The following is a 22,197-nucleotide window of genomic DNA, read 5'->3' on the forward strand; positions in this document are numbered from 1 at the left end:
TATTATGTCGCACGGATTCGGCCCCTCACCCATATGCCCCGCGCCACACGCTCCCTGCTGATCGCCATCGGCCTCGCGCTATCTGCGTGGGCTGTCGCCATGGACGGCCCGCTGCCGGTGCCCGCCGACGGCGTGAAGCTGGAAGCGGCGACCACCACGTCGCCCAACATCCGGCTCGTCATTCCCGCCGAGGAAATCGATAAGCGAGCACTGGCCGAATACCAGGGAATCATCGACAACGCCGCCCACGAAGGCGCGCTTGCGCCCGACAACGTGCCGGACCTGATCCGCATTCGCGGCATCGTCAGGCGCCTCACGCCGCAGGCTCCGCGCTGGAACCCCGACGCGGCGCACTGGCAGTGGGAGGTCAACCTGATCGGCTCGTCGCAGGTGAATGCGTTCTGCATGCCCGGCGGAAAGATCGCCGTGTTCTCGGGGCTGCTCGAACAGTTCAAGCTGACTGACGACGAACTCGCCATGGCACTCGGCCACGAGATCGCCCACGCATTGCGCGAACACGCCCGCGCCCGCGCCGGCCAGCGCGAGATCACCAACCTGGGCGCCAATGTCATCTCGCAGTTGTTCGGCTTCGGCAACCGGGGCGATACGGACCTGGGCGAAGGCGCCAAGATGCACCTGTTGGCGTTCTCGCGCGCGGAGGAAACCGAGGCCGACCTCGTCGGCATGGACATCGCCTCACGCGCCGGCTACGACCCGCGCGCCGCGCTCACGCTGTGGCAAAAGATGGGGTCGATCGGCGGGACGGAGCAAAAGCAGTTTCTGTCGACGCATCCGTCTGGACGCACCCGCATGGCCGTGCTGTCGCGCCATTTACCCGAAACGCTCACGCTGTTTGCCGATGCCCGCCATATGACGATGGCGAAACTGCCGGAATATCGGTCGAACATGCAATATCTGGGCGCCGCGCCTATTGATAATGGCGACGAGGCACCGATGCGGCCGATGGTGCGGCGGTAATAATAGGCAACGAATTACCGCGCGTCAGCTCGATAAGCCGTCCGATTGCATCGCGATGCGCTCGAAACTCACATGGGTAGCCGCTCTTGCGCAATGCGCCCTCTGCCCCCCCACAAATCTCCTCGATTTGCGGCGAGTTTTGCTTTCGCGATCGCCTTAATCACCCGCACGCCCACCATTTAGTGGGGAGCCACCCCGCCTTAAGCAAATCCTAAGAAAACAAGTTTGCTCGCCTTGTACGCTGCGCCCGCAGATTTTCTGCGCACAGATTTTTACGAAAATCACAGCTACAGGGATACGTACAAAAATGAAAGCATGGGGCAAGGGATTTACGGGAATCGCGTTGGCTTGCGCATTGAGCGCCTGCGGTGGCGGTGGCGATAGCAGCAGCGGTAGCTTTGCGGATCCGAACAGCTTTTCGGTCAGCGCAACCGTTGGCGGCACCAAGGTGCAATCGTTTAGCGCGGTCAGCGGCCAAAATGCCACGCTGACGGTCAAGTCGGGGCAAGACCTGCGCCTGGATAGCAGCAGCGACGTCAACTGGAAGTCCGGCGATGCGACGAGCAACACCGAGGTGTCCGTCAAAGGCGCGAGCACCCAGAGCTGGACGGCTGGCCTGAAGAGCCCGCCGGGCGGCACGTTCACGATCACCGTGACGTCGGCCAAGGACGCGAGCAAGTCGGCCAAGGTGACGGTGACAGTGACGCCGCATGAGTACACGGCAGGCACGCCAAAAGTCGGTCGTGTCATCACCCAGACGGAGACAAACTCGTGCCTGAACGGCACGACGGATGTGCATGAGCGTGTCAGCACCACCGTCAACGTCGATACCACCGCAGGCGTGATCTCAACCACTTCGACCCTGGATGGTGCGGCCGATGAGAGCTATACGTCCGACCTTGATGCCAACCGCCTGTCCCGCACCTACCAAAACGGCAACGTCTGCCGCTACACCCCGAAGCGCCCCCTGGTGAACTTCCCGCTGTTCGTGGGCAAGACATGGTCCGCCTCATGGCAATACGGGTGTGTGGCCGGCTTCCAGGAACAATCCAGCATCACCTCGACCGTGGAAGCCTATGAACCGTTGGTCACACCAATGGGCACGCTCAATACATTGCGCATCCACCACGTAATTGCGACCACCAACTCCAACGACAGCCAATTGCAAGGCGGCTCGAGCGGAACGGCGGCCTATGACTTAGACGAACGTTGCTGGTGGGATGTGGATGGTCAACGTACGGTCAAGTGCGAAATCAACTACGCGTACAAAGGCACGGCGCCGACCACGTACCTGAAGAGCTTCTCGTACGTCACGAAGTCGGTCCAGTAAGCACCGCGCATAACCTCACCGCTCAACCAGCCCCGCGGCCTTCCCCGGCCTCGCGGGGCTTGTTGTTTGCGCGGCGACTTTCGCTCGCCGCGACACCGCCATCCCCGCCACCGTTGCGCCCAGGATGAGCACCGCGCCACCTGTCTGCATCGGGCTGAACCACTCGCCCAGGACCAGCGCGCCGAGCACCGTTGCCGTCAGCGGGCTGAGCAGCGAAAGGAACGTGACGTCCGCGCCGAGCACGCCGATGCCGCGTACCCACAGCCAGTAGCCCAACGCTGTGCCGATGACGATGAGGTACGCAAAGCCCACCGCGTTACGCGCCGTGAATGCGGGGGGCAGGCCTTCCACGAACAACGCCACCGGCAGCAGGACCAGCCCGCCGAGTGCGAGTTGCCAGGCGGCCACTGCCAACGGCGTGCCGATTCGGCCCCAGCGTTCGATGAGCACAGTCCCCATCGCCATCGACAACGCGGCGGCCAGCGCTGCCGCCACGCCAATTGCGTCGAGCTTGGCCGCTGGGCCGAGAATCAGCAGACCCACCCCCACCGACCCGGCCAGCGCCGCCGCCAGTTGCGCCGGGCGCGGCTTGCGAGCCAGTAACGGCCACGCCAGCAGCGCGACCACCAGCGGTTGCGCCGACATGATCGTCGCCGCCACGCCACCCGGCAGACGCTGCGCTGCCACGAACAACAGCGCGAAAAACACGCCGATGTTGGCCAAACCAAGCGCCAGCAGGCGCAACAGCTTGTCTCGCGGCGGCAGGCCAGGACCGAGCAGCATGAGCAGCACACCGGCCGGCAGCGCGCGCAACGCGCCAACCAGCAGCGGGTGGCCGACAGGAAGCGTCTGCGTAAAGACGAGATACGTGGTGCCCCACAGCATGGGCGCCAACGCGGTGGCCAACATCGCAGCCAGACGATTAAACGGCATGAGAAATCTCCACGTAACGTAATTTGATATCGAAATAAATGCCTGTAAAAAGACGCACGAACTCGCCCCTATCAAGCCAATTGCTGGGGGCAGACAAACCCGGTACGATTTTAGAAATTCGACATCAAGTAGTTTGACGTCGAAATACTAGGATGAGGTGTTCGATGGGTCAAGGCAATTCGGCATCGGCGCAAGGCAGGCCGATGGACGGCATTCTCGCGCAATGGCGCCGGGAGCGCCCGGACATCGACCCGAGCCCGATGGCGGTCTGCGGCGAAATCTGGCGCGCAGGTGAGCGTCTGCGGCAGGCGGTCGTCGCGAACGTGGCGGAGGCGGAACTCGACATGGCGGGCTTTGACGTGCTGCTCACCCTGCGCCGCAATGGCCGCAAGCAGGCGTTGTCGCCATCAGCGCTGGCCAAGGACATGATGCTGTCTACGTCGGCCATGACCAACCGGCTCGACCGGCTGGAAACACGTGGTCTCATCGTCCGCAGAACCGATCCCGAAGACCGGCGCGGCCTGCAGATCGCGCTCACCGATGCAGGCTTTGAGCTGATTGACGGGCTCGTTGCCTCCCACGTCGAGACGGAGGAGCGCATGCTTGCGGCGCTTGACCCTGCCGAGCGGTCGATGTTGCGTGCGTTGCTCGGAAAGATTGGCGCCGCGCAGTGAAAGGGGCAGCCGACGGGCGCCCGTTATCGTCGGTCATCGCCACACGAAAAAGCGTCGAGCCGCCGTCCAGTCCCATCATGCCGGCTCGGGCTCCAGCGCGAACAGAATCTCCACGCGGTTCTCTGCTGCCTGCGGGCCCTGCCAGCAGTGATAAATCTCGCGACTCTCGCCTGAGAGACGACAACCCCGCGCTGCCGCCGCTCGCAACAGCGTCGCGTAGCTATCGAAAAGTCGATCGAGCGGCCCTTCGTGGACGTGCGCCGCGCAGGTTGTGCCCGGCAGCGTCTTCAGCACATGTCGGCCGTGATAGACCGCTCCCGACTGCACGGGCAGGCAAAATTCGATCTCGAACGGTGTATCCGGGTCATGCGGCAGATTGCGGTAGATGAACATCCACGGACCGTTGACCGTCATGCCCTGCGCAGCGGCATCGGCTTCAACTGCCGCACAAACCGCAGACGCCGTCTTGCCGACTTCTGCGAGCGTGATGCGATGCGGCGCGCTAAGCACCCTTACCGGGGGAACAACCTTCATTTGCATCGGGCACCGATCCTTTTTGGAGCCGTGGCGTTGCCCTGCACGGCCTGTGGTTTTGCATCGAGCGACAAGTTCGCCATCTTGCCGCGCCTTGGTTAGTGGGGCCAGCGTGATGGCCGCGAACATGCTTGCGCCCTCAGCGAATCCCCAGCCTGCCGCAACAACCCCGTAAGAAGACGGGTCGCGCAACCCGCCATTCCTCTTTACGATGGCGCCTCACGTACGCGCGTGAGCGCCAACCTGGAGGAACCTGTGAGCCTGACCATCCTGTGTGTGCTGGTGATCGTGGCAGCGGTGTGTGCAGCACGCGGCCGACGTCGGGCTGCGCGCGGGTTGGCGGTGTTCTCGGGTGTGCTGGTGATTGTGATCGGCTGCGGGCCAGTGCCGGCATGGCTGCTGGATTCGCTGGAAACGCCCTTCGAGAACGAGCCGCATGTCCAATGGGGCGCGCGCAACGCCATCGTGCTGCTGGGCGCGGGCACGTTCCGTGTGGGCGACGCGGTCGAGCCGGGGCTGTTCTCGTATCCGCGCCTGGTCGAAGCCGCGCAGTTGTACCAGGCGTGCCGCAAGGCCGACGGCGATTGCAAGATCCTCGTCAGCGGTGGCGATGCCCGCCATCACGGCGAGCCGGAAGCCACGGTGTATGGCCGCGAACTCGTTGCCCTCGGCGTCGACAAGGCCGACGTGCTGATGGAGCCCAAGAGCATGAATACGTGGCAGAACGCCCAGTTCTCGCGCACCGTGCTTGCGCAATATGCGGCTGATCGCACGGTGCTCGTCTCGTCGGCCATCCACCTACGACGCAGCCTGCTGTATTTCACGCACTTCGGCATGGCGCCAATTCCCGTGCGCGCCGACGATCTGCAGGCCGCAGCATCGCCCTTGCCGATGGCGTACAACTTCGCGCTGACGGACTTCGCGCTGCATGAGTGGATCGGCATCGCGCGCTATCACGTGTACAACGCGCTGGGCTGGAACCCAGCGCGCATCAACCCCGGCGACGCCTGATTCGCACCCACAACGCCCGCGCATTCGAAGCCGCGCTCTAGTGCTTCCGGAGGGGAGCAAAAATCTGGGGCCGCCCTATACTTTGTGCATCGCAACATCCGGGCATCGCAATGCGCCACCTCGGTCGTATTGAAGCTCACCGCCTCATCACCATTGGCAAGCTTGCTTGCCACCACCCGCCCACCGGGCGCGGCCATCCCTGACGGGAATCGCTGACGATTCCTGCGCCAGCAAGCAGGCCTTTGCGTAAGCAGCGCGCCCGCCCCGCCAGCCACACCTCAGAAGCAAACCAACAAACAAGGGAACCCTCATGCCTCAAGTCACGGCAAGCAAGCTGCCGGTCAAACTGCTCGCGCTCGCCTTCGGCGCCGTTGCGGCGCTGGTGATCGGGCGGACTTTCCTGCTGAACTGGCAGATCATTCCGCCCGGCTACACGGGCATCAAGATCAACCGGCTGGTCGATCGCGGCATCACACATGAAAACGTCGTCACCGGGTTCGTCTTCTACAACCCTGTGCAGACGGCGATCATCCAGTACCCGACCTACGTGCAGCGCGTAATCTGGACGCAAGACGTGAACGAAGGCCACGCGCTCAACGAAGAGCTGACGTTCAATACCAAGGACGCCGTTCCCGTGAATGTGGACGTGGCCGTCTCGTACCAGCTCGACCGCGACAAGGTGCCGGCGTTCTACACCAACTTCCGCGCCGATCGCATCGAGACCTTCACGCACGGCTACCTGCGCGACACGGCGCGCAACGTGATCGTCGCCATCGGCTCCGAATACAACTTTGATGACGTGAACGGCGGCAAGAAGGAAGAGTTCGTGGCGCGGCTGACCAACGAGCTGGACGCGCGGCTTGCACCGCTGGGCGTGTCGATCAAGCAGTTCGGCATTGTCGGCTCGCTGCGCCCGCCACGCTCGTTGCTTGATGCGGTGAGCGCCAAGACCAAAGCCATTCAGGATGCGATCCGCACCGAGAACGAAGTGCGTTCCGCTCAGGCCGAAGCCAAGAAGAAGGTGGCGATTGCTGAAGGCGAAGCCGCGGCCAACCATGCGCTCGCTTCATCGCTGGATGACCGCCTGCTTGCGTGGGAACGCCTGAAGCTGGAACGTGCCGCCATCGAGAAATGGAACGGCGTGACGCCGAGCGTAATGGCGGGCGGCAACGGCGGCGGCATGCTGTTCAATATTCCGGCAGGCGCGCAAAGCAAGTAAGCCGCGCCGGCAAAGAAAAACGCGCCCGAAGGCGCGTTTTTCGTTTCAGCTCAGGCGGCGATCAGCTCGCGAAACCCGGCGCAGCTTCGCGCACAGCGTGCTCGGCGCCCGCTGCGGGAATCGGCGCTTCCACGTGCAGGCTGGTCGCTTCGTCCACACCAAGATGCACGTTCATGCATTGCACCGCCGCGCCGGCCGCGCCCTTGCCCAGGTTATCCAGGCGCGCGGTGACGACCATGCGCTCGTCCGAGCCGAACACGAACAGGTCGGCGCGGTTGGTGTCGTTGGCGCCCTGCACGTCGAAGAAGCCGTTGTCGAGCGTCGCAACGTTGTCAGCCGGCGCCACGCGGATGAACTGCTCGCCCTCGTAATAATCGGCAAACACCTTGGCGATGTCTGCCGGGCTCGCCTTGCGTGCCAGATGCTGAGGGTGCAGGCCGATCGTCACGGCCAGGCCCTTGAGGAAGTTGCCGACGACCGGCGTGAAGATCGGGGCGAGCGACAGCTTGCTCTGCACGCGCATCTCCGGCAGGTGCTTGTGTGCCAATGCCAGCGCGTACGGGCGCGGGCTGTCGAGCTTCGGATTATTGGCGGCGAGGTAGTCGGCAATCATCTGCTTGCCACCGCCGCTGTAGCCCGTGAGCGAGAACGCGGTGACCGGGTAGTCGGCCGGGACGATGCCCGCCTCCACCAGCGGGCGCATCAGCAGCACGAAGGCGCTGGCGTGGCAGCCCGGCACGGCGATGCGCTTGGTGTTGCGCAGGCGCTCGCGCTGGCCCTTGTTCAGCTCCGGCAGGCCGTAGACCCAGTCGTCCGACGTGCGGAACGCGGTGCTGGCGTCGATGATGCAGGTGTTCGAATTGTTGACCAGCGAGACGGCCTCGCGCGAGGCGACATCCGGCAGGCACAGGAATGCGACATCGGCGGCATTCAGGAATTTGGCGCGCTCGGCGGAATCCTTGCGCTTGTCTTCGGCGATGCGCAGCAGCTCGATATCGTCACGTTGCGACAGATAGTCGAGCAAGCGAAGGCCGGTGGTGCCTTCCTGACCGTCGACGAAAACCTTGAATGCCATGGCGATCTCGCTAAAAACAGAGGAGCAAAAAGCACAACGCCGGCCCCATGCCGGCGCGTGAGTTTTGCATTGTAGCGGCTGACGAAGAAATTTCTGCGGCAGCGCAATAAAGTGCTTACCAGTGCACCTTTGTGTCGTAATCGATGGTCAGCGGCGCGTGGTCGCTGAACTTGATGTCCTTGAAGATCGACACGCGGCGCGCCGTGGCGGCAATGCCCGGCGTGGCGATCTGGTAATCGATACGCCACCCGACGTTCTTTGCGTAAGCCTGGCCGCGGTTGCTCCACCACGTGTATTGCTCTGGGCGGTCGTCCAGCGTGCGGAACACGTCCACGTAGCCGACTTCGTCAAACAACTTGGTCAGCCACGCGCGCTCTTCGGGCAGGCAGCCGGAGTTCTTCTGGTTGCCCTTCCAGTTCTTGATGTCGATTTCCTTGTGGACGATGTTGACGTCGCCGCACAGCACCACCTCGCGGCCTTTTTCGTGGCGCAGGTCTTTGAGGTGATCCATGAACAGGTCCATGAAGCGGAACTTGGCCTGCTGGCGCTCTTCGCCGCTGGAGCCCGACGGCACGTAGACCGAGATGATCGAGAGCTTGCCGTAGCGGGCCTCGACATAGCGGCCTTCGGCGTCGAACTCGCCGTTATCGAAACCGACGATGACTTCGTCCGGCTTGTGGCGCGTGTACAGGCCTGCGCCGCTGTAGCCTTTCTTCACCGCGTGCTGGAAGACGCCGTGGTAGCCGTGCGGCGCCAGAAATTCGGGCGTCATGTCGTCTTGCGCGCATTTCAGTTCCTGCACGCAGACGAAATCGGCGTCCTGCTTGCCCATCCAATCGAAAAAGCCTTTGCTGGCAGCGGAGCGAACGCCGTTGAGGTTGGCGGAAATGATGCGTAACATGGCGGGACTTTTTTGCAGACCAGAGAAAAAAGATGAGCCAAAACAGCGAGTTGCGCCAATCCTTCATCCGCTTTGCGGTGGAAGCCGGCGTGCTGTCGTTCGGGGAATTCGTGACCAAGGCGGGGCGGACGTCGCCCTATTTCTTCAACGCCGGCAAGTTTGCAGACGGCGCCCTGCTGGGCCAAGTCGCGCAATTCTATGCGAAAACCCTGCTGGACTCGGGTGTCGAGTTCGACATGCTGTTCGGGCCGGCCTACAAGGGCATCACGTTGGCATCGGCCACCGCCGTTGCCCTGGCAGGCCTGGATCGCAATGTCGGCTTTGCGTACAACCGCAAGGAAGCCAAGGACCACGGCGAAGGCGGCAGCCTAGTCGGCGCGAAGCTGCAAGGGCGCGTGGTGATCGTCGATGACGTGATTTCCGCCGGCACTTCGGTGCGCGAGTCGGTTGAGCTGATTCGCGCCGCTGGCGCGACGCCCGCTGCCGTGCTCATCCTGATGGATCGGATGGAGCGCAGCGGCAATGCTGTGGATATCGGCGAGCGCTCTGCGGTGCAGGATGTGCAGGCTCAGTATGGGATGCCGGTTGTGTCGATTGCCAACCTGGATGATTTGCTGGGGTATCTGGATAACGCGGGTGATCCGGCGCTGGCTGGGTATCGGGAGAAGGCTGCGGCTTATCGGGATAAGTACGGCGTTAGTGCGATTTGAGCTTTTGATGTTGTGGAAAACCCCGGTGGATGTTGTTCGCTGGGGTTTTGTTTTTTTGGTTCACCCCTTGTTTCACCCCCTACCGGGGGCGACTTCCCCTTGAATTTATGTCGCAGGGAGGGAGGGGAGGCAAACTCGCTGCGCTCAGACAGGCCTCCCCTCTTTTTCCTCCCTGCAACAGAAATTCAAGGCGCCATCTAGGGCACCAAAGTCAAAAGACAAAAACCAAACCTTCGGGGCGCCCGCCCAAACGACAAGGCCAACCTCACGACGGGTTGGCCTTTTTCTTTTGACGTTAGGCCCTTGATGGCGCCTTGAATTTTTGTGAGCGGGCGGATCAAGGAAGGAGGCTTGTCTGAGCGCAGCGAGTTTGCCTCCTTCCCCGCACGGTCACACAAATTCAAGGAGTCTTTCGCCATCTCGGGCGCGCCTTTCTTTTGCTTACTTTTCTTTGGCAAGACAAAGAAAAGTAAGTCGGTCCCGGCAGGGAACGAAAGGGGGATGGACCACCAAGGCCAAAACAACCCCCCAAAAAAACTACTCAATCCTCAACGCCTCAAACGCCGGATTCCCCTCCGGATACTGCGGCTTCATCCCTTCAAATACCTGCAACAAAATCTCCGCCACCATCACATTCCGATGTGTCTTGGAATCCGCAGGCACCACATACCAAGGCGCTTCAGGTGTAGCAGTCGCGTTGATGGCCGCCTCATAGGCCTCCATGTAGCCCTCCCAGAACCCGCGTTCTGCAACGTCGGCCGGGTCGAACTTCCAGTGCTTATGGGGATCGTCGATGCGCTCCTGCAGCCGCTTGCGCTGCTCGTCCTTTGAGATGTGCAGGAAGCATTTGACGATGGTCGTGCCGGTGTCGCTCAGCATCTGCTCGAACGCGTTGATGTGCCCGTAGCGGCGTTTGCATTCGGCCGCGTCGATGTCGCCGTGCACACGCGTGATGAGCACGTCTTCGTAATGGCTGCGGTTGAAGATGACGATCTCGCCGCGGGCAGGCGTCTGGGCGTGCACGCGCCAGAGGTAATCGTGTGCGAGTTCCTGCGGCGTCGGCGCCTTGAAGCCGACCACGCGCAGGCCCAGTGGGTCCATCGCGCGGAAGACGCCGCGCACGGTGCCGTCCTTGCCCGATGTATCCATGCCCTGCAGGATCACCAGCACCTTGCGCCGGTGCTCGGCGTAGAGCACGTCCTGCAGCGCATCGAGCTTGGTTGCCACTTCGGCCAGCCGCGCATTGTCATCCGCCTTGTTGCCGGTGGAGAACGGCTTGCTGGAGGCGTCTATCTTGGCGATCTTGAGCTTGTTGCTGCCGTCGAAACGATAGTCGTCAATCAAGTTCTTGCCGTTCGTGCCCACGGTATCTCCTTGTTGTTCTGGCGTATGCGACAGCGGCCGCCGTGCGGTATTCGCGGTATCAGTGCGCGGCGGCAGTCAGCTTGAGCGCATCCAGGTCAAGCGTGCCTTCAAAGACGGTTGTGGCGGGCCCAGTCATCATGACCGGCTGGCCAACGCCCGCCCACGCGATGATCAGATCGCCGCCATGTGTGGCCACCTTGACGGGCGAATCGATCAGGCCGCGGCGGATGCCGGCCACCACCGCTGCGCAGGCGCCGGTGCCACAAGCAAGTGTCTCGCCCGCGCCGCGCTCGTACACGCGCAGACGCACGGAATGCCGATCGACGATCTGCATGAAGCCCGCATTCACGCGACGCGGAAACACCGCATGCGATTCGATCAGCGGGCCGTCTTCCAGCACAGGAAAGGCCTCCGTGTCGTCGACGATCTGCACGGCGTGCGGATTGCCCATCGACACGGTCGAGAGCCATTCGGTCCGGCCGTTGATCTGCAGCGCGTGCTGCGTGTCGTCGCCTTCGACGCGGGTGGGCAGACCCTCCGGCAGGAACGGCAGGCGCGCCGCCTCGAACACCGGTGCGCCCATGTCGACTGTGACCTGGCCGTCGTCCTGCATCGTCAGCGTGGCGATACCGTTCATGACTTCCACACGCACGGTGCGCTTATCGGTCAAGCCCCGGTCGGTGACGAACTTGACGAAGCAGCGGGCACCATTGCCGCAGTGCTCCACCTCGCCGCCGTCGTGATTGAAGATGCGGTACCGGAAATCGACGTCGGGCCGTGTCGAACGCTCGACCAGCAGGAGTTGGTCGGCCCCCACGCCAAAGTGGCGGTCGGCAATGGCAGCCCATTGCTCGGGCGTGAAGTCGATCGGGGTCTGGATGCCGTCGAGCACGACAAAGTCGTTGCCCGCGCCGTGCATCTTGGTGAAGTGCAGTTTCATGGCTGGCCGCACAGATGCGGCGATGAGCGTTCGGAAAACGCCCATTCTAAAGCGAGCCGGCCCCGGTTGCCCCAGCCGGCTCCCGGCATCAATAAATGCCCGGCATGCCCTCTGGGCGGTGCTTGAAGCGCTTGTGCACCCAGTAATACTCGGTGATGCGCGGGCGGATGGCATCTTCAAAGAAGGCGTTCATACGGCGCGTGTCGGCGGTCAGATCGCCGGTGGGGTAGTTCTCCCACGCGGGCAGGATACGCAGCGCATAGCCCTCGTAGTTGGGCAGGATCTCGGTGTACATCGGCACGACTTTGGCGCCCGTCATCGACGCCATGCGCGGAATGGCATTGAGCGTGAGCGCCGGCACGCCGAAGAACGGCACGAACTCCGAGTCGCGCTCGCCGAAATCCATGTCGGAAATGAGCTGCAGCGCCTCGCCGCGCTTGATGGTGCGCATGATCTGGCGGATGTTTTCGTTGCGCGACACCATGGTCGCGCCAAAGCGGCTGCGCAGCGCCTTGATGGCATCATCGAGCACCGGATTGGCCATGCGCGTGTACAGCGAGCAGCCCGCGTTGCCGACGTGCGTGCGCAGGTAGTCCGTCAACGCCAGCGCGCCGATCTCCACGCCCGACAGATGCAGCGTGACGAGAATGTGCGGCTGGCCGTGCAATGCCGGCAGATTGGCCTGGTCGTCGATCTTCACCACGCGCATCAGGCGCTTTTCCGATGCGAACCACGCAAAGGAGCGCTCGGCAAAGCTGCGGAAGACCTTGCGGAAGACGTCGTGCGCCATGGCTTCGCGCTCGGCGTCGGACTTCTCGGGAAAACACGCGCGCAGGTTGGCCAGCACCACGCGGCGGCGGCCATTGGGAATGCGGTACAGCAGCCCGCCCAGGCCTTCGCCAAAACGCGCGACAAAACCGTACGGCAGGAAGGACAGCAGCCACAAAAAGCCGAGTCCGAGTTTGGCAGAGAAACGTTCCATAAAGGCAGCAGTGTCAGGCAACGGGCGGAGCATCCGCGCCCTTAGGATGCTTGTAGCGGTTGTAGCCCCAGAGATATTGCGTCGGCGCCACGGCAATCAACCGTTCAATGGCGGCATTGATGCGGGTGGCGGCCTGCGTGGCGTCTTCGGGCAGATCGCCGATCTCCTCCACGTGCAGGCGGTAACCCTCGCCGCGCGGCAGTCGCTCGGCAAACAGGGCCACGACGGGCGCACCTGTCAGCCGATGCAAACGCTGCACCAGCGTCATCGTATAGGCCGGCTTGCCGAAGAACGGCGCCCATACGCCCTCGCCGCCGGTGGGCGTCTGGTCGGGCAGGATACCGACGGCTTCGCCGCGCTTGAGTGCGCGCACGAGCATGCGCACGCCACGCGGGTCCGCCGGGGCCATGTGCATGTTAGGCCCCTTGCGCATGTTCTCGATCCAGGTGCGCAGACTCTCCTTGCGCGGCGGCTTGAACAGCGATGTGACCGGATGCTCGTGCGCGTAAGCCTGCGGCAAGACCTCGAAACAGCCCAGATGCGGCGTGAGGAAGATCAGACCGCGCCCGTCGGCAAGCGCGCGTTCAATAATGGATCGGCAGGCGTCGAACAGGTGCGGGGCGACCTGCGCTCCGTTCTTGCGCACCCAGAAGTACGGCATCTCGAACACCATCCGGCCAGCGGAGCGCCCGGCCTCTTTGAGCATGGCGGGCGTGACGTCGGGATAGGCGTGGCGGAAGTTGGCGATGAGCCGGTCGTGATAGCGGCCGGGCACCTTGGCGGCCAACGCTCCCAGCCAGCCGCCCAGCGCCTGCAGCACTGGCAGGGGCAGGCGTGAAAACAGCCAGTAGAGGAAGGTCATGCGTGCGTACGCTGCAATGTGTTGGTCGCAGTCGACAGGGGAGCAGGGTCTTGGCAGGCCGTGCTGCGGCCCCGAAAAGTGCCGCGTATAATAGCGCGATTCGCCGAGTTAACTGACAACTTGCGGGGCGAATCCTTGCTTGGCCACAAACCTCGGCAAGGTTGCTAAATACCGCTAAAGCGTCGCCGGCCGTGGCTTAACGGATTGGCAACGTGATAGCCAATCTGGAGCTAACAGCCGTGTCAAACGACTTCCTCTTCACCTCGGAGTCGGTCTCCGAGGGCCATCCCGACAAGGTCGCCGACCAGATTTCCGACGCCATCCTGGACGCCATCCTCGCCCAGGACAAATACGCGCGCGTCGCAGCAGAAACGCTGTGCAACACAGGCCTGGTGGTGCTCGCGGGTGAAATCACCACGACGGCCAACGTCGACTACATCCACGTTGCGCGCGAAACCATCAAGCGCATCGGCTACGACAACACCGACTACGGCATCGACTACAAGGGCTGTGCCGTCCTCGTCGCTTACGACAAGCAATCGCCGGACATCGCGCAGGGCGTGGACCGCGCGTCGGACGACTACCTGAACCAGGGCGCCGGCGACCAGGGCCTGATGTTCGGCTACGCGTGCGATGAAACGCCCGAGCTGATGCCCTTCCCGATCTACTACGCACACCGCCTGGTCGAGCGCCAGTCGCAACTGCGCCGCGACGGCCGCCTGCCCTGGCTGCGCCCGGACGCCAAGTCGCAGGTGACGGTGCGTTATGTGGATGGCAAGCCGCACAGCGTGGATACCGTGGTGCTGTCCACCCAGCACGCGCCGGAAATGTCGCAAGAGGCCATCCGCGAAGCCGTGATCGAAGAGATCATCAAGCCGGTGCTGCCTTCGCACATGCTGGCCGACACCAAATACCTGGTGAACCCGACCGGCCGCTTCGTCATCGGCGGCCCGCAAGGCGACTGCGGCCTGACCGGCCGCAAGATCATCGTTGACACGTACGGCGGCGCAGCCCCGCACGGCGGCGGTGCGTTCTCGGGCAAGGACCCGTCGAAGGTCGACCGCTCGGCTGCCTACGCCGCGCGCTACGTGGCCAAGAACGTGGTGGCCGCCGGCCTGGCGCGCCAATGCCAGGTGCAAGTGAGCTACGCGATTGGCGTGGCACGCCCGATCAACATCACGGTGTACACGGAAGGTACGGGCGTGATCCCGGACGACCAGATCGCCAAGCTCGTGCACGAGCATTTCGACCTGCGTCCGAAGGGCATCGTGCAGATGCTGGACCTGCTGCGCCCGATCTACGAAAAAACCGCCGCGTACGGCCACTTCGGCCGCGAAGAGCCGGAGTTCAGCTGGGAAGCCACCGACAAGGCCCTGCTGCTGCGCGAAGCAGCTGGCCTGGCAGGTGAGCCGGCCAAGGCGCTTGCCTGAGCCAGCGCTCGCATCAAAGAAAACCGCCCTTCGGGGCGGTTTTTTCTTGGGCGCTACGCTCGCTCACTGATGCGTGACGCGGAAAGCCGTCCACTCCCGTGATTTGGCATAGCGCGACTGAATGCCCTGGCGCAATTCGGCGCCGCTGGCGTACTGGAAAAGCCCGTTCTCGATGTCGTAGAACAATTGCCGGCCGGCGCGCGTGTCGACTGCCATTGCATGCGTTTCATCGGCAATCCAATACACACCGGGCGTGCCGACCACCGTATCCAGCATGGTGGCCAGCGCGACATCGTCGGCCACACGCGTGCCGTTCAGTTCCAGGTTGTGCAGCAGGTTCAGCACGTCCTGCCCATTGCCATTCGGATCCCAGCGATATTTGACCTGCAAGATGCCGGCGCGCAGCTTGCTCGGGTCGGAATCCTTGGGCGCGATCGCCGCGTCCAGCGTGTTCTTGCACCAGAGCGCGCTGGCGGCGGCGCACCACCCGAGCCGGCGTTCGGTGTCGGTGCCGCCGCCCTGCGTCTGCAGGCTCGAATAGTTGTTGTGCGATGTGTAGAGCGTCTGTTCTGCCATGATGTGGCCTCGTCATCCATGAGCGTGAGCCACCGGCTCTGTGTGCCGGCGCACCGCAAGGAACCGTCCTCACGGCACAACCCACTCTAGGGACGCCAAGGCGGCGCCGATATGCGCCGCATGTGCCCAACCACGCCCCATGGCGGGCGGCACGGGCCAAACATCACGGCAGGCGATTGCGCAATTTCGATCAGGCGCAGCAAGCCTGCTGGCGATACCGTATCGCCACCCAGGAGCTATCGCATTGACCACAGCCACCGACCGCTACCTCGCCCGCTTCCGCGCCGTGCTCGCACACATCGACGCGCATCTGGAAGACACGCTCGACGTGGACGGACTGGCCAACGTGGCGGCGTTTTCCAGCTACCACTTCCACCGGCAGTTCTCGTTGCTGTTCGGGATGAACGTCGGGCGCTATGTGCAGTTGCTGCGCCTGAAGCGCGCCGCGCATCAACTCGCCTATCGTGACGATGCGCGCATCACCGACATCGCGCTGGCTTGCGGGTACGAAGGGCCGGAAGCATTTGCGCGCGCGTTCCGCAGGCAGGCGGGGCAATCGCCGTCGGCATTTCGGGCGGCGCCGCAGTGGGCTCCCTGGGCCACCGATCTACAGGCGCTGCGCGCCCTCAGGAGCCAACACATGCCAGCACAACCGCACACCCAATCCGTTGAGATCGTCGAGCGCGAGGCCATGCCCGTCGCCGCCATCGAACACCGCGGTGACCCAGCGCGTCTGGGCGAGACGATCCGCACGTTCATCGCTTGGCGCCGCGAGCATCGGCTGCACCCGAGCGTTTCGGCCACGTACAACGTCATCTATGACAACCCCGACGATGTGCCGCCCGAGGCGTTCCGTATGGACATCTGCGCGGCCACGCCGGCACCGGTCGCCCCCAATGAATCGGGCGTGATGGCCAAGACGCTGGCAGGCGGCCGCTACGCCGTGCTGCGTCACGCCGGCTCCGACGATACGCTCGGGCAGAGCGTGGCATACCTGTATGCGGATTGGCTGCCCGCCAGCGGCGAGGAATTGCGCGACGCGCCGTTGCTGTTCCGGCGCGTGCGCTTCTACCCCGACGTGCCCGAACACGAAGCCGTGACGGACGTGCTCCTGCCGCTCAGGTGAGCGTTCAGACGGTCAGGCGTCCAGATGGACCTGGATGCCGGTGGCCGTGTAGATGGCCGTGGCCTTGAAGCCGTCAACGATCACCGACGAGAACTGGCGGTTGCTGCCCGCGCCATCCACCACGGCGATGGTGTCGCCCACCTTGGGCGCGTAGCCGTTCACGAATTTCACGTGCAGCGTGCCGCCGGCAATCGTGGTGAGGCCGGCCACGCTCAGCTTGCCCTGACCGTTCGGGCCGATGGCGAGGTCTAGCGTGGTGCCCTGCAGTTGCGTGAACTTGCCCGCAATGGCCACCGCTGCCGGCGCCTTGACGGCCAGCGTGCCGGCGCCGACATACACATCGCCCGTGCCGAATGCGTTGGCCGAATCGGCTTCCAGCACACCGCCTGCGACCTGCGTGCCGCCGGTGTAGGTGTTGGCGCCGGCCAGACGCAACGTGCCGCTGCCCTGCAGCGTGAGCTTGCCTGCGCCGGAGATGGCGTTGCGCCACGTGTCGGCCGCGTTGAAGCCGCCCTGCGTTGCATCCATCGACACGATCACGTTGCCATTGAACGCGCCGTAGCCATCCGCGGCAGCGAACAGGTTCAGGCGGCCCCAACCTTCGGCATCGTCGAGCACGGGGTACCCGGAAGCCAGCTCCGTCGTCTTCAGCACCACGCGGCGCTGGTCAGCACTCAGATACGGGAAGCGCGTTTCCAGCAGCACCTCGGCGCCCTTGGGCACCACTGGCGCCAGCGTCGTCGCGCCGATCTGCGTGAAGCCAAACGTCATGCGGCGCGTGAAATTGGCCTGGTTGGTGCCGTAGTCGGCAAAGCGGTCGGTGGCCGGCGTGCCGGACTGCGCAAGCACCGGGAAGCTGGTGGCATCCGTACCCGTCTGCGCCATCAGCGCGGTGTGCGCTTGCGAGAAGGCCGCCGCCTTGAGCGTGGCGTTGGCCGGGTCCGCCAGGTTGGCCGCGGCCGCAGCAATGCCGATCATGCGGCCGGACATCACGTCCAGCGGCGAATGCATGCCGGCCAGGATGCGGTTCTCGCCCAGCTCCATGCCGCGCGCCACGATCTGCTGGAAGCGTTCAGGCACCAGATACGCCATCGCCACGGTATCGCGCACGGCTTCGGCCGAGTGGCCGCTGATGAAGCCGCCGTCGGTCGTGGGCGTCGGGCTCTCGGCCGGCACCAGCGTCGGCACGACAACCACGCTGCTGCTCCAGCGGTACGGTCGCGCGTATTTGTAGAAGCGCTTCGAAGGCTCGGTGGAGGCGTTGTTGCCCACCGTGTTGATCAGGTCGACGACCTTGCCGAAGGCGGTATTGCCACCCGAGGTGCCCACGCCGGTGTTGTTGCCGCTGTCGTTGTAGAGCACGGTGGCGGCATCGGCCGGCACGGTGGTGATGGACGTCGTCTGCTGCGCCAGCGTGCGCCACGCGGTGGTCAACGGCCCCATGCCGTCGCTCACGCTGTAGCCCTTGCCGCGGCGGTCGTCAAAGTACGCTGCGTCGGCCTGGGCCTGCGTGCGGTTGGTGGTCGCATTCACCACGTATTGAACGTTTGCGTTCAATACCGGCAGATTGAGCTGCGTGCCGCCGGCCGTGCCGTCATTGGGCAGGCCCGTCCACGTGGACGCGACCACCGCCGGGAACGACCCGTTGGCCGGCGCGCTCACCCCCGCATCCACGATTTCCGCCAGCGGCTGCCACAGGTCGAGAAAGCGCGTGAACAAGCGCACACCGGCGTTGGTGCCGAGCGTGGCGTAGCGCGCATCGCCGCGCTGGTTGGTCGCGATGTTGTCGACGAACGCCGGTACGCCGCTGGCCACGGCAGCCGTGTCGACAAAGCCAGGGTCTGCGGGCGGCGCGGGAATGGCCTGCGTGGTGGCGACCGGCGTGCCATTGTTGGACGTGTCATCACCGCCGCCGCACGCGGTGAGCGCGAGGGCGCCGAAAAGCGCAACGAGGCTGGAGCAAAGACGCGGACGGGAAAACGCAAGGCGGACAGTGAAGGACATGGTGCGGCGGGCTCGCAGCCCGCGGAGAGCGCTGGAAAGCCCAGCAGTCTCGGCACGCGCCGTGAAATAACGGTGACGTTTAATTGACAAATCTGCGTGATCTTCGCCCTACATTGGGGCATTCCGCGTCATGACAGCGCTGACAGTGCGTTATGTCACAGAGTGATACAATCGCCGGCTGCACTCTTTGACTTTGGTGAAGCCTGGTCCGGGCAATCGCCGTCCCGTCGACCATGTCCGCTTCACCTCTGCATCCTGCCCTGCGCCGCTGGCTCCACAGCTTCATTCCTGCACCCGTGACAGTGCGCTGGAGCGAGCGCGTCCGCTCCGCCGTCGGCGCACTTGTCGGCATCCTCTTTACCGGCACGATGATGAAGATGGTGCCGGGCGCTGCCACGCTGATCCCGCTGCTGGTCGCGCCAATGGGCGCCTCGGCCGTGCTGCTGTTTGCGGTGCCGGCCAGTCCGCTCGCGCAGCCGTGGTCGATCATCGGCGGCAACCTGGTGGCGGCCACCGTGGGCGTAACGTTCGCGCTGCTGGTGGATGATCCGGTGATTGCGTCGGCGCTGGCCGTCTCGGTAGCGATTGCCGGCATGTTCGCCCTGCGCTGCGTGCACCCGCCTTCTGGCGCGGTGGCCCTCACCGCCGTGATTGGCGGCCCGGCCGTGCATGCACTGGGCTATCGCTTCGTGCTGGAGCCGATCTTGGTCCAGTCAGCGCTGCTGCTGGTGGGCGCGCTGGCGTACCACGCGGCCACGGGCCACCGGTATCCGCACGCGCAACGCTTGCCCGCTGCCGAGCGTCCGCCCACGGCAGCCGGCTTCACCCGCGCGGACATCGTCGCCGCGCTGCGCCGTCAGAGCGAGCTGCTCGACATCGACCCCGAAGACATTGAAGCCGTGCTGCGCGAGATGCAGCTCCAGGCCTACACGCGTACGTTCCACGCGCTCGCCTGCGCCGACATCATGACCACGCCGGTGGTCACGGTTTCGGCCGGCTCGTCGATCCCGCGCGCGCTGCAACTGCTGCGTCAGCATGGCTTCAAGGCGTTACCGGTGGTGGACGAAGCGCGGCGCGTGGTGGGCATCGTCACGCGCGTCGACCTGCTCGGCCTGGCGCCGGCAGACATGCGCCAGACGCTGCGCCGCTGGTTCAGCATCGGTGCGCTCACGCCGCCGCGCGTGGCCGATCACATGAAGACGCGCGTGCAGACCATCGCTGCCACGGCGCCCATGTCGGATCTTGTGCCGATGTTTGCCAGCGCCGGCCACCACCACATTCCGGTGCTGGATGCCGACGGCCGGCTGGCCGGCATCGTTACCGAATCCGACTTGGTGGGCGGGCTGTACCGTCAGGCGAACATCGCGCCGCAGGCGGCCTGACGCGTCAGCACATCAGGCGCCCGAGTGCGCCTGCTCCGCCGTCACAGCGCATCCCAACGCCAATCCTGCTGCAGCCGATCCCGTACGTAATCGACAAACACGCGCACGCGCGGCGCAAGGTGCTGGCTGTGCGGATAGATCGCGTGCAGCGGTGCCGCCGATACGGAATGCCCCGGCAGCACGCGCACCAGACGCCCGGCCAGCAGATCGTCGCCCACGTCCCAAATGGATTTGACGGCAATGCCCGCGCCCTCGGCGGCCAGCGCATGCGCGGCTTCGCCGTCGTTGGTGACGATGGATGCAGTCACGCGCACGGTGTGCTCTTCGCCGCCGCCGCTGAAGCGCCAGTCGGCGCGGCGCTGGTCACCGATGAGAATGCACCGATGCCGCACCAGGTCTGCCGGATGCACCGGCGCGCCATGCTCGGCCAGATAGTCCGGCGAGGCGCATAGCACCCGAAAATTTGGCGCCAGCGGCCGCGCGATCAGCGTCGAATCGGTCAGCGCGCCAAAGCGGATGGCCATGTCGTAACCGCTGTCGATCAGGTCGACCACGGCGTCGGTCAGCTCAAGCTGCACGCTCAGTTGCGGATGTTCCCGCTGAAACGCCGCCACGATGGGCGCAATGCGTCGACGCCCGAGCTGGCCCGGCGCGGTCACGCGCAGCAGGCCGCTCACGGCCTGGCGACGCTGCATCAGCAGCGACTCTGCCTGTTCGATTTCATCAAGGATGCGCACCACGCGGCTGTGGAACAGCACGCCCTCTTCGGTGAGCGTCTGACGGCGCGTCGTGCGTTGGATCAGGCGTACGCCCAAGGCGGCTTCGAGTTGCGCCAAGCGCTTGCTCACGACAGACAGCGGCAAATCCATCTCGCGCGCCGCGCCCGACAGGCTGCCGGCGGAAACGATACGGGCAAACGAAATGAGCGCGGGCAGGTTGTCGAGCATGAGGCAATTCTTCGTTTTTCGGAAAGGATGTTTCCTATTGGCAGCGGTATTTCATCGATTTCGCGAAGGCTAGCATGCCCCGGTCTTTCACGTTTGCGCTTGCGCCATGACCCGACTGCTTGATACCCCGCCCTCCACCGACGCCCACGTCGACACCGTTGCCGCCCCGGCCCACGCTGGCCGCCGCACGTTTCTCAGCCGTGCAGGCGCCGGGGCAAGCGCCCTGGCCGCCGGTGCGCTGCTGGCCGGCAACGCCGCCGCGCAGACACCGCGAGCCAACGCCCCTGCGACTGCGGGCGCGCCAGGTGCAGGCCAGTTCTGGCCCGACGGCATCCGCCTTGTCATCTCCATCTCGATGCAGTTCGAGGCCGGCGGCCAGCCGCCTAAGGGCACCGACAGCCCGTTCCCCAAGATCGACTTTCCGGCCAGCATGCCGTCCGACCCGGCCACCAACACGTGGTTTGCCTACGGTTATCGCGAGGGCATTCCGCGCATGCTCGACCTGTGGGACCGGCACGGCGTGAAGGTGACCTCGCACATGATCGGCGAGGCTGCGCAGCGCCACCCTGAACTGGCGCGTGAAATCGTCGCACGCGGCCACGAGGCCGCCGGACACGGCCCGCGCTGGAGCTCGCAATACGCCATGACGCGCGCCCAAGAGCGCGCCTTCCTGAGCGAAGCCATGACGATGGTCGAGGCGGTGACGGGCCAGCGCCCCGTGGGCTACAACTGCAACTGGCTGCGACGCGGCCCTAACACGCTGTCGCTGCTGCAGGAGCTGGGCTACCTGTATCACATCGATGACCTGAGCCGCGACGAGCCCTTCATCGAACAGGTCAACGGCCGCGACTTCGTGGTCGTGCCCTACACGCTGCGCAACAACGACATCCTGCTCGTGGAGGGCCGCAACTATTCGCCCTCGGCATTCCTTGAGCAGATCAAGCTCGACTTCGACCAGCTTTACGAAGAAGCCGGCTCGCGCCGCCGCATGATGTCGATCAGTGCGCACGACCGCATCAGCGGCACGCCGCAAATGGTGCGCGCATGGGACGCCTTCCTGCGCTACGCGAAGCAGCACCCTGGCGTGGCCTTCCTGCGCAAGGACGAGATCGCCCGCTACACGGCCACGAGCCCGTTGAGCGTGCGGGAGCAGGAAACCATCTGAAGCCAGCACGGCGGCGGCGCTGCATATCCGCCGCCCGGCTACACACCTCTCAC

General features: G+C 64.4%; 21 protein-coding genes. 10 read left to right on the top strand and 11 right to left on the bottom strand.

Features of this window, described 5'->3' with window-relative positions; all coding sequences use genetic code 11:
* Window positions 1-33: 33 nt before the first annotated feature.
* Window positions 34-978 (top strand): M48 family metallopeptidase, encoded by a 945-nt coding sequence (locus tag NG898_RS09110; protein WP_252692018.1) that lies wholly within the window; start codon window positions 34-36, stop codon window positions 976-978.
* A 307-nt stretch (window positions 979-1,285) separates the two neighbouring features.
* Window positions 1,286-2,308: a hypothetical protein gene (locus tag NG898_RS09115; protein WP_252692019.1), complete on the top strand. Its 1,023-nt coding sequence runs from the start codon at window positions 1,286-1,288 to the stop codon at window positions 2,306-2,308.
* Window positions 2,309-2,323: 15 nt separating this feature from the next.
* Here the strand turns inward: NG898_RS09115 and NG898_RS09120 are convergent, their stop codons facing one another.
* Window positions 2,324-3,241: an EamA family transporter gene (locus tag NG898_RS09120; RefSeq protein WP_252692020.1), complete on the bottom strand. Its 918-nt coding sequence runs from the start codon at window positions 3,239-3,241 to the stop codon at window positions 2,324-2,326.
* A 164-nt stretch (window positions 3,242-3,405) separates the two neighbouring features.
* Between NG898_RS09120 and NG898_RS09125 the strand changes: the two genes are divergently transcribed.
* Window positions 3,406-3,915: a MarR family winged helix-turn-helix transcriptional regulator gene (locus NG898_RS09125; protein WP_252692021.1), complete on the top strand. Its 510-nt coding sequence runs from the start codon at window positions 3,406-3,408 to the stop codon at window positions 3,913-3,915.
* Window positions 3,916-3,990: 75 nt separating this feature from the next.
* Here the strand turns inward: NG898_RS09125 and NG898_RS09130 are convergent, their stop codons facing one another.
* Complete coding sequence (locus NG898_RS09130) at window positions 3,991-4,455, bottom strand: GyrI-like domain-containing protein (RefSeq protein ID WP_252692022.1); 465 nt, start codon at window positions 4,453-4,455, stop codon at window positions 3,991-3,993.
* A 249-nt stretch (window positions 4,456-4,704) separates the two neighbouring features.
* On the opposite strand from NG898_RS09130, the gene NG898_RS09135 reads away from it, so the two are divergent.
* Complete coding sequence (locus tag NG898_RS09135; protein WP_252692023.1) at window positions 4,705-5,460, top strand: YdcF family protein; 756 nt, start codon at window positions 4,705-4,707, stop codon at window positions 5,458-5,460.
* A 310-nt stretch (window positions 5,461-5,770) separates the two neighbouring features.
* Complete coding sequence (locus NG898_RS09140) at window positions 5,771-6,679, top strand: prohibitin family protein (protein ID WP_252692024.1); 909 nt, start codon at window positions 5,771-5,773, stop codon at window positions 6,677-6,679.
* A gap of 61 nt (window positions 6,680-6,740) precedes the next feature.
* Here NG898_RS09140 and argC read toward each other — a convergent pair whose 3' ends face one another.
* Together argC and NG898_RS09150 are read right to left on the bottom strand one after the other, a co-directional pair.
* Window positions 6,741-7,754: an N-acetyl-gamma-glutamyl-phosphate reductase gene (gene argC / locus NG898_RS09145; protein WP_252692025.1), complete on the bottom strand. Its 1,014-nt coding sequence runs from the start codon at window positions 7,752-7,754 to the stop codon at window positions 6,741-6,743.
* A gap of 115 nt (window positions 7,755-7,869) precedes the next feature.
* Window positions 7,870-8,655: an exodeoxyribonuclease III gene (locus NG898_RS09150; protein ID WP_252692026.1), complete on the bottom strand. Its 786-nt coding sequence runs from the start codon at window positions 8,653-8,655 to the stop codon at window positions 7,870-7,872.
* A gap of 32 nt (window positions 8,656-8,687) precedes the next feature.
* Between NG898_RS09150 and pyrE the strand changes: the two genes are divergently transcribed.
* Window positions 8,688-9,365: an orotate phosphoribosyltransferase gene (gene pyrE / locus NG898_RS09155; protein WP_252692027.1), complete on the top strand. Its 678-nt coding sequence runs from the start codon at window positions 8,688-8,690 to the stop codon at window positions 9,363-9,365.
* A 537-nt stretch (window positions 9,366-9,902) separates the two neighbouring features.
* Here the strand turns inward: pyrE and NG898_RS09160 are convergent.
* The 4 genes from NG898_RS09160 to NG898_RS09175 form a co-directional block, all read right to left on the bottom strand.
* The gene (locus tag NG898_RS09160; RefSeq protein WP_252692028.1) at window positions 9,903-10,730 is read right to left on the bottom strand and encodes a polyphosphate kinase 2 family protein; all 828 of its coding nucleotides are present in this window, start codon (window positions 10,728-10,730) and stop codon (window positions 9,903-9,905) included.
* Between the two features lie 58 nt (window positions 10,731-10,788).
* Window positions 10,789-11,670 carry a diaminopimelate epimerase gene (gene dapF, locus NG898_RS09165; protein WP_252692029.1) on the bottom strand — a complete coding sequence of 294 codons (882 nt, stop codon included), beginning with the start codon at window positions 11,668-11,670 and terminating at the stop codon, window positions 10,789-10,791.
* 88 nt (window positions 11,671-11,758) lie between these two features.
* Window positions 11,759-12,652 (bottom strand): lipid A biosynthesis lauroyl acyltransferase, encoded by an 894-nt coding sequence (locus NG898_RS09170; protein WP_252692030.1) that lies wholly within the window; start codon window positions 12,650-12,652, stop codon window positions 11,759-11,761.
* A gap of 13 nt (window positions 12,653-12,665) precedes the next feature.
* Window positions 12,666-13,514 carry a lysophospholipid acyltransferase family protein gene (locus tag NG898_RS09175; protein ID WP_252692031.1) on the bottom strand — a complete coding sequence of 283 codons (849 nt, stop codon included), beginning with the start codon at window positions 13,512-13,514 and terminating at the stop codon, window positions 12,666-12,668.
* 239 nt (window positions 13,515-13,753) lie between these two features.
* On the opposite strand from NG898_RS09175, the gene metK reads away from it, so the two are divergent.
* Complete coding sequence (metK, locus tag NG898_RS09180) at window positions 13,754-14,944, top strand: methionine adenosyltransferase (protein ID WP_252692032.1); 1,191 nt, start codon at window positions 13,754-13,756, stop codon at window positions 14,942-14,944.
* A gap of 63 nt (window positions 14,945-15,007) precedes the next feature.
* Here the strand turns inward: metK and NG898_RS09185 are convergent, their stop codons facing one another.
* Entirely contained in the window at window positions 15,008-15,520 is a 513-nt protein-coding gene (locus NG898_RS09185) for a hypothetical protein (protein ID WP_252692033.1), read from the bottom strand.
* A 244-nt stretch (window positions 15,521-15,764) separates the two neighbouring features.
* Between NG898_RS09185 and NG898_RS09190 the strand changes: the two genes are divergently transcribed.
* Complete coding sequence (locus NG898_RS09190) at window positions 15,765-16,646, top strand: AraC family transcriptional regulator (RefSeq protein ID WP_252692034.1); 882 nt, start codon at window positions 15,765-15,767, stop codon at window positions 16,644-16,646.
* A 12-nt stretch (window positions 16,647-16,658) separates the two neighbouring features.
* On the opposite strand, the gene NG898_RS09195 is transcribed toward NG898_RS09190, so the two are convergent.
* Window positions 16,659-18,650 carry a phosphatase PAP2 family protein gene (locus NG898_RS09195; RefSeq protein ID WP_252692035.1) on the bottom strand — a complete coding sequence of 664 codons (1,992 nt, stop codon included), beginning with the start codon at window positions 18,648-18,650 and terminating at the stop codon, window positions 16,659-16,661.
* 233 nt (window positions 18,651-18,883) lie between these two features.
* Here NG898_RS09195 and NG898_RS09200 point away from each other — a divergent pair, with 233 nt between their 5' ends.
* Window positions 18,884-20,032 carry an HPP family protein gene (locus NG898_RS09200; RefSeq protein WP_252692036.1) on the top strand — a complete coding sequence of 383 codons (1,149 nt, stop codon included), beginning with the start codon at window positions 18,884-18,886 and terminating at the stop codon, window positions 20,030-20,032.
* 41 nt (window positions 20,033-20,073) lie between these two features.
* Here the strand turns inward: NG898_RS09200 and NG898_RS09205 are convergent, their stop codons facing one another.
* Entirely contained in the window at window positions 20,074-20,979 is a 906-nt protein-coding gene (locus tag NG898_RS09205; RefSeq protein ID WP_252692037.1) for a LysR family transcriptional regulator, read from the bottom strand.
* A 106-nt stretch (window positions 20,980-21,085) separates the two neighbouring features.
* On the opposite strand from NG898_RS09205, the gene NG898_RS09210 reads away from it, so the two are divergent.
* Window positions 21,086-22,144 carry a polysaccharide deacetylase family protein gene (locus NG898_RS09210; protein ID WP_252692038.1) on the top strand — a complete coding sequence of 353 codons (1,059 nt, stop codon included), beginning with the start codon at window positions 21,086-21,088 and terminating at the stop codon, window positions 22,142-22,144.
* The last annotated feature ends 53 nt before the right edge of the window (window positions 22,145-22,197 follow it).

It is taken from the genome of Ralstonia mojiangensis (genome assembly GCF_023955645.1).
GTDB classification, from domain to species: Bacteria; Pseudomonadota; Gammaproteobacteria; order Burkholderiales; family Burkholderiaceae; genus Ralstonia; species Ralstonia mojiangensis.

Excerpts from the sequence above, each read along its gene's own strand:
- NG898_RS09110 (WP_252692018.1), top strand. The coding sequence starts at position 34 with ATGCCCCGCGCCACACGCTCCCTGCTGATCGCCATCGGCCTCGCGCTA.
- NG898_RS09115 (WP_252692019.1), top strand. The coding sequence starts at position 1,286 with ATGAAAGCATGGGGCAAGGGATTTACGGGAATCGCGTTGGCTTGCGCA.
- NG898_RS09120 (WP_252692020.1), bottom strand. The coding sequence starts at position 3,241 with ATGCCGTTTAATCGTCTGGCTGCGATGTTGGCCACCGCGTTGGCGCCC.
- NG898_RS09125 (WP_252692021.1), top strand. The coding sequence starts at position 3,406 with ATGGGTCAAGGCAATTCGGCATCGGCGCAAGGCAGGCCGATGGACGGC.
- NG898_RS09130 (WP_252692022.1), bottom strand. The coding sequence starts at position 4,455 with ATGCAAATGAAGGTTGTTCCCCCGGTAAGGGTGCTTAGCGCGCCGCAT.
- NG898_RS09140 (WP_252692024.1), top strand. The coding sequence starts at position 5,771 with ATGCCTCAAGTCACGGCAAGCAAGCTGCCGGTCAAACTGCTCGCGCTC.
- argC (WP_252692025.1), bottom strand. The coding sequence starts at position 7,754 with ATGGCATTCAAGGTTTTCGTCGACGGTCAGGAAGGCACCACCGGCCTT.
- NG898_RS09150 (WP_252692026.1), bottom strand. The coding sequence starts at position 8,655 with ATGTTACGCATCATTTCCGCCAACCTCAACGGCGTTCGCTCCGCTGCC.
- pyrE (WP_252692027.1), top strand. The coding sequence starts at position 8,688 with ATGAGCCAAAACAGCGAGTTGCGCCAATCCTTCATCCGCTTTGCGGTG.
- dapF (WP_252692029.1), bottom strand. The coding sequence starts at position 11,670 with ATGAAACTGCACTTCACCAAGATGCACGGCGCGGGCAACGACTTTGTC.
- NG898_RS09170 (WP_252692030.1), bottom strand. The coding sequence starts at position 12,652 with ATGGAACGTTTCTCTGCCAAACTCGGACTCGGCTTTTTGTGGCTGCTG.
- NG898_RS09175 (WP_252692031.1), bottom strand. The coding sequence starts at position 13,514 with ATGACCTTCCTCTACTGGCTGTTTTCACGCCTGCCCCTGCCAGTGCTG.
- NG898_RS09185 (WP_252692033.1), bottom strand. The coding sequence starts at position 15,520 with ATGGCAGAACAGACGCTCTACACATCGCACAACAACTATTCGAGCCTG.
- NG898_RS09195 (WP_252692035.1), bottom strand. The coding sequence starts at position 18,650 with ATGTCCTTCACTGTCCGCCTTGCGTTTTCCCGTCCGCGTCTTTGCTCC.
- NG898_RS09200 (WP_252692036.1), top strand. The coding sequence starts at position 18,884 with ATGTCCGCTTCACCTCTGCATCCTGCCCTGCGCCGCTGGCTCCACAGC.
- NG898_RS09205 (WP_252692037.1), bottom strand. The coding sequence starts at position 20,979 with ATGCTCGACAACCTGCCCGCGCTCATTTCGTTTGCCCGTATCGTTTCC.
- NG898_RS09210 (WP_252692038.1), top strand. The coding sequence starts at position 21,086 with ATGACCCGACTGCTTGATACCCCGCCCTCCACCGACGCCCACGTCGAC.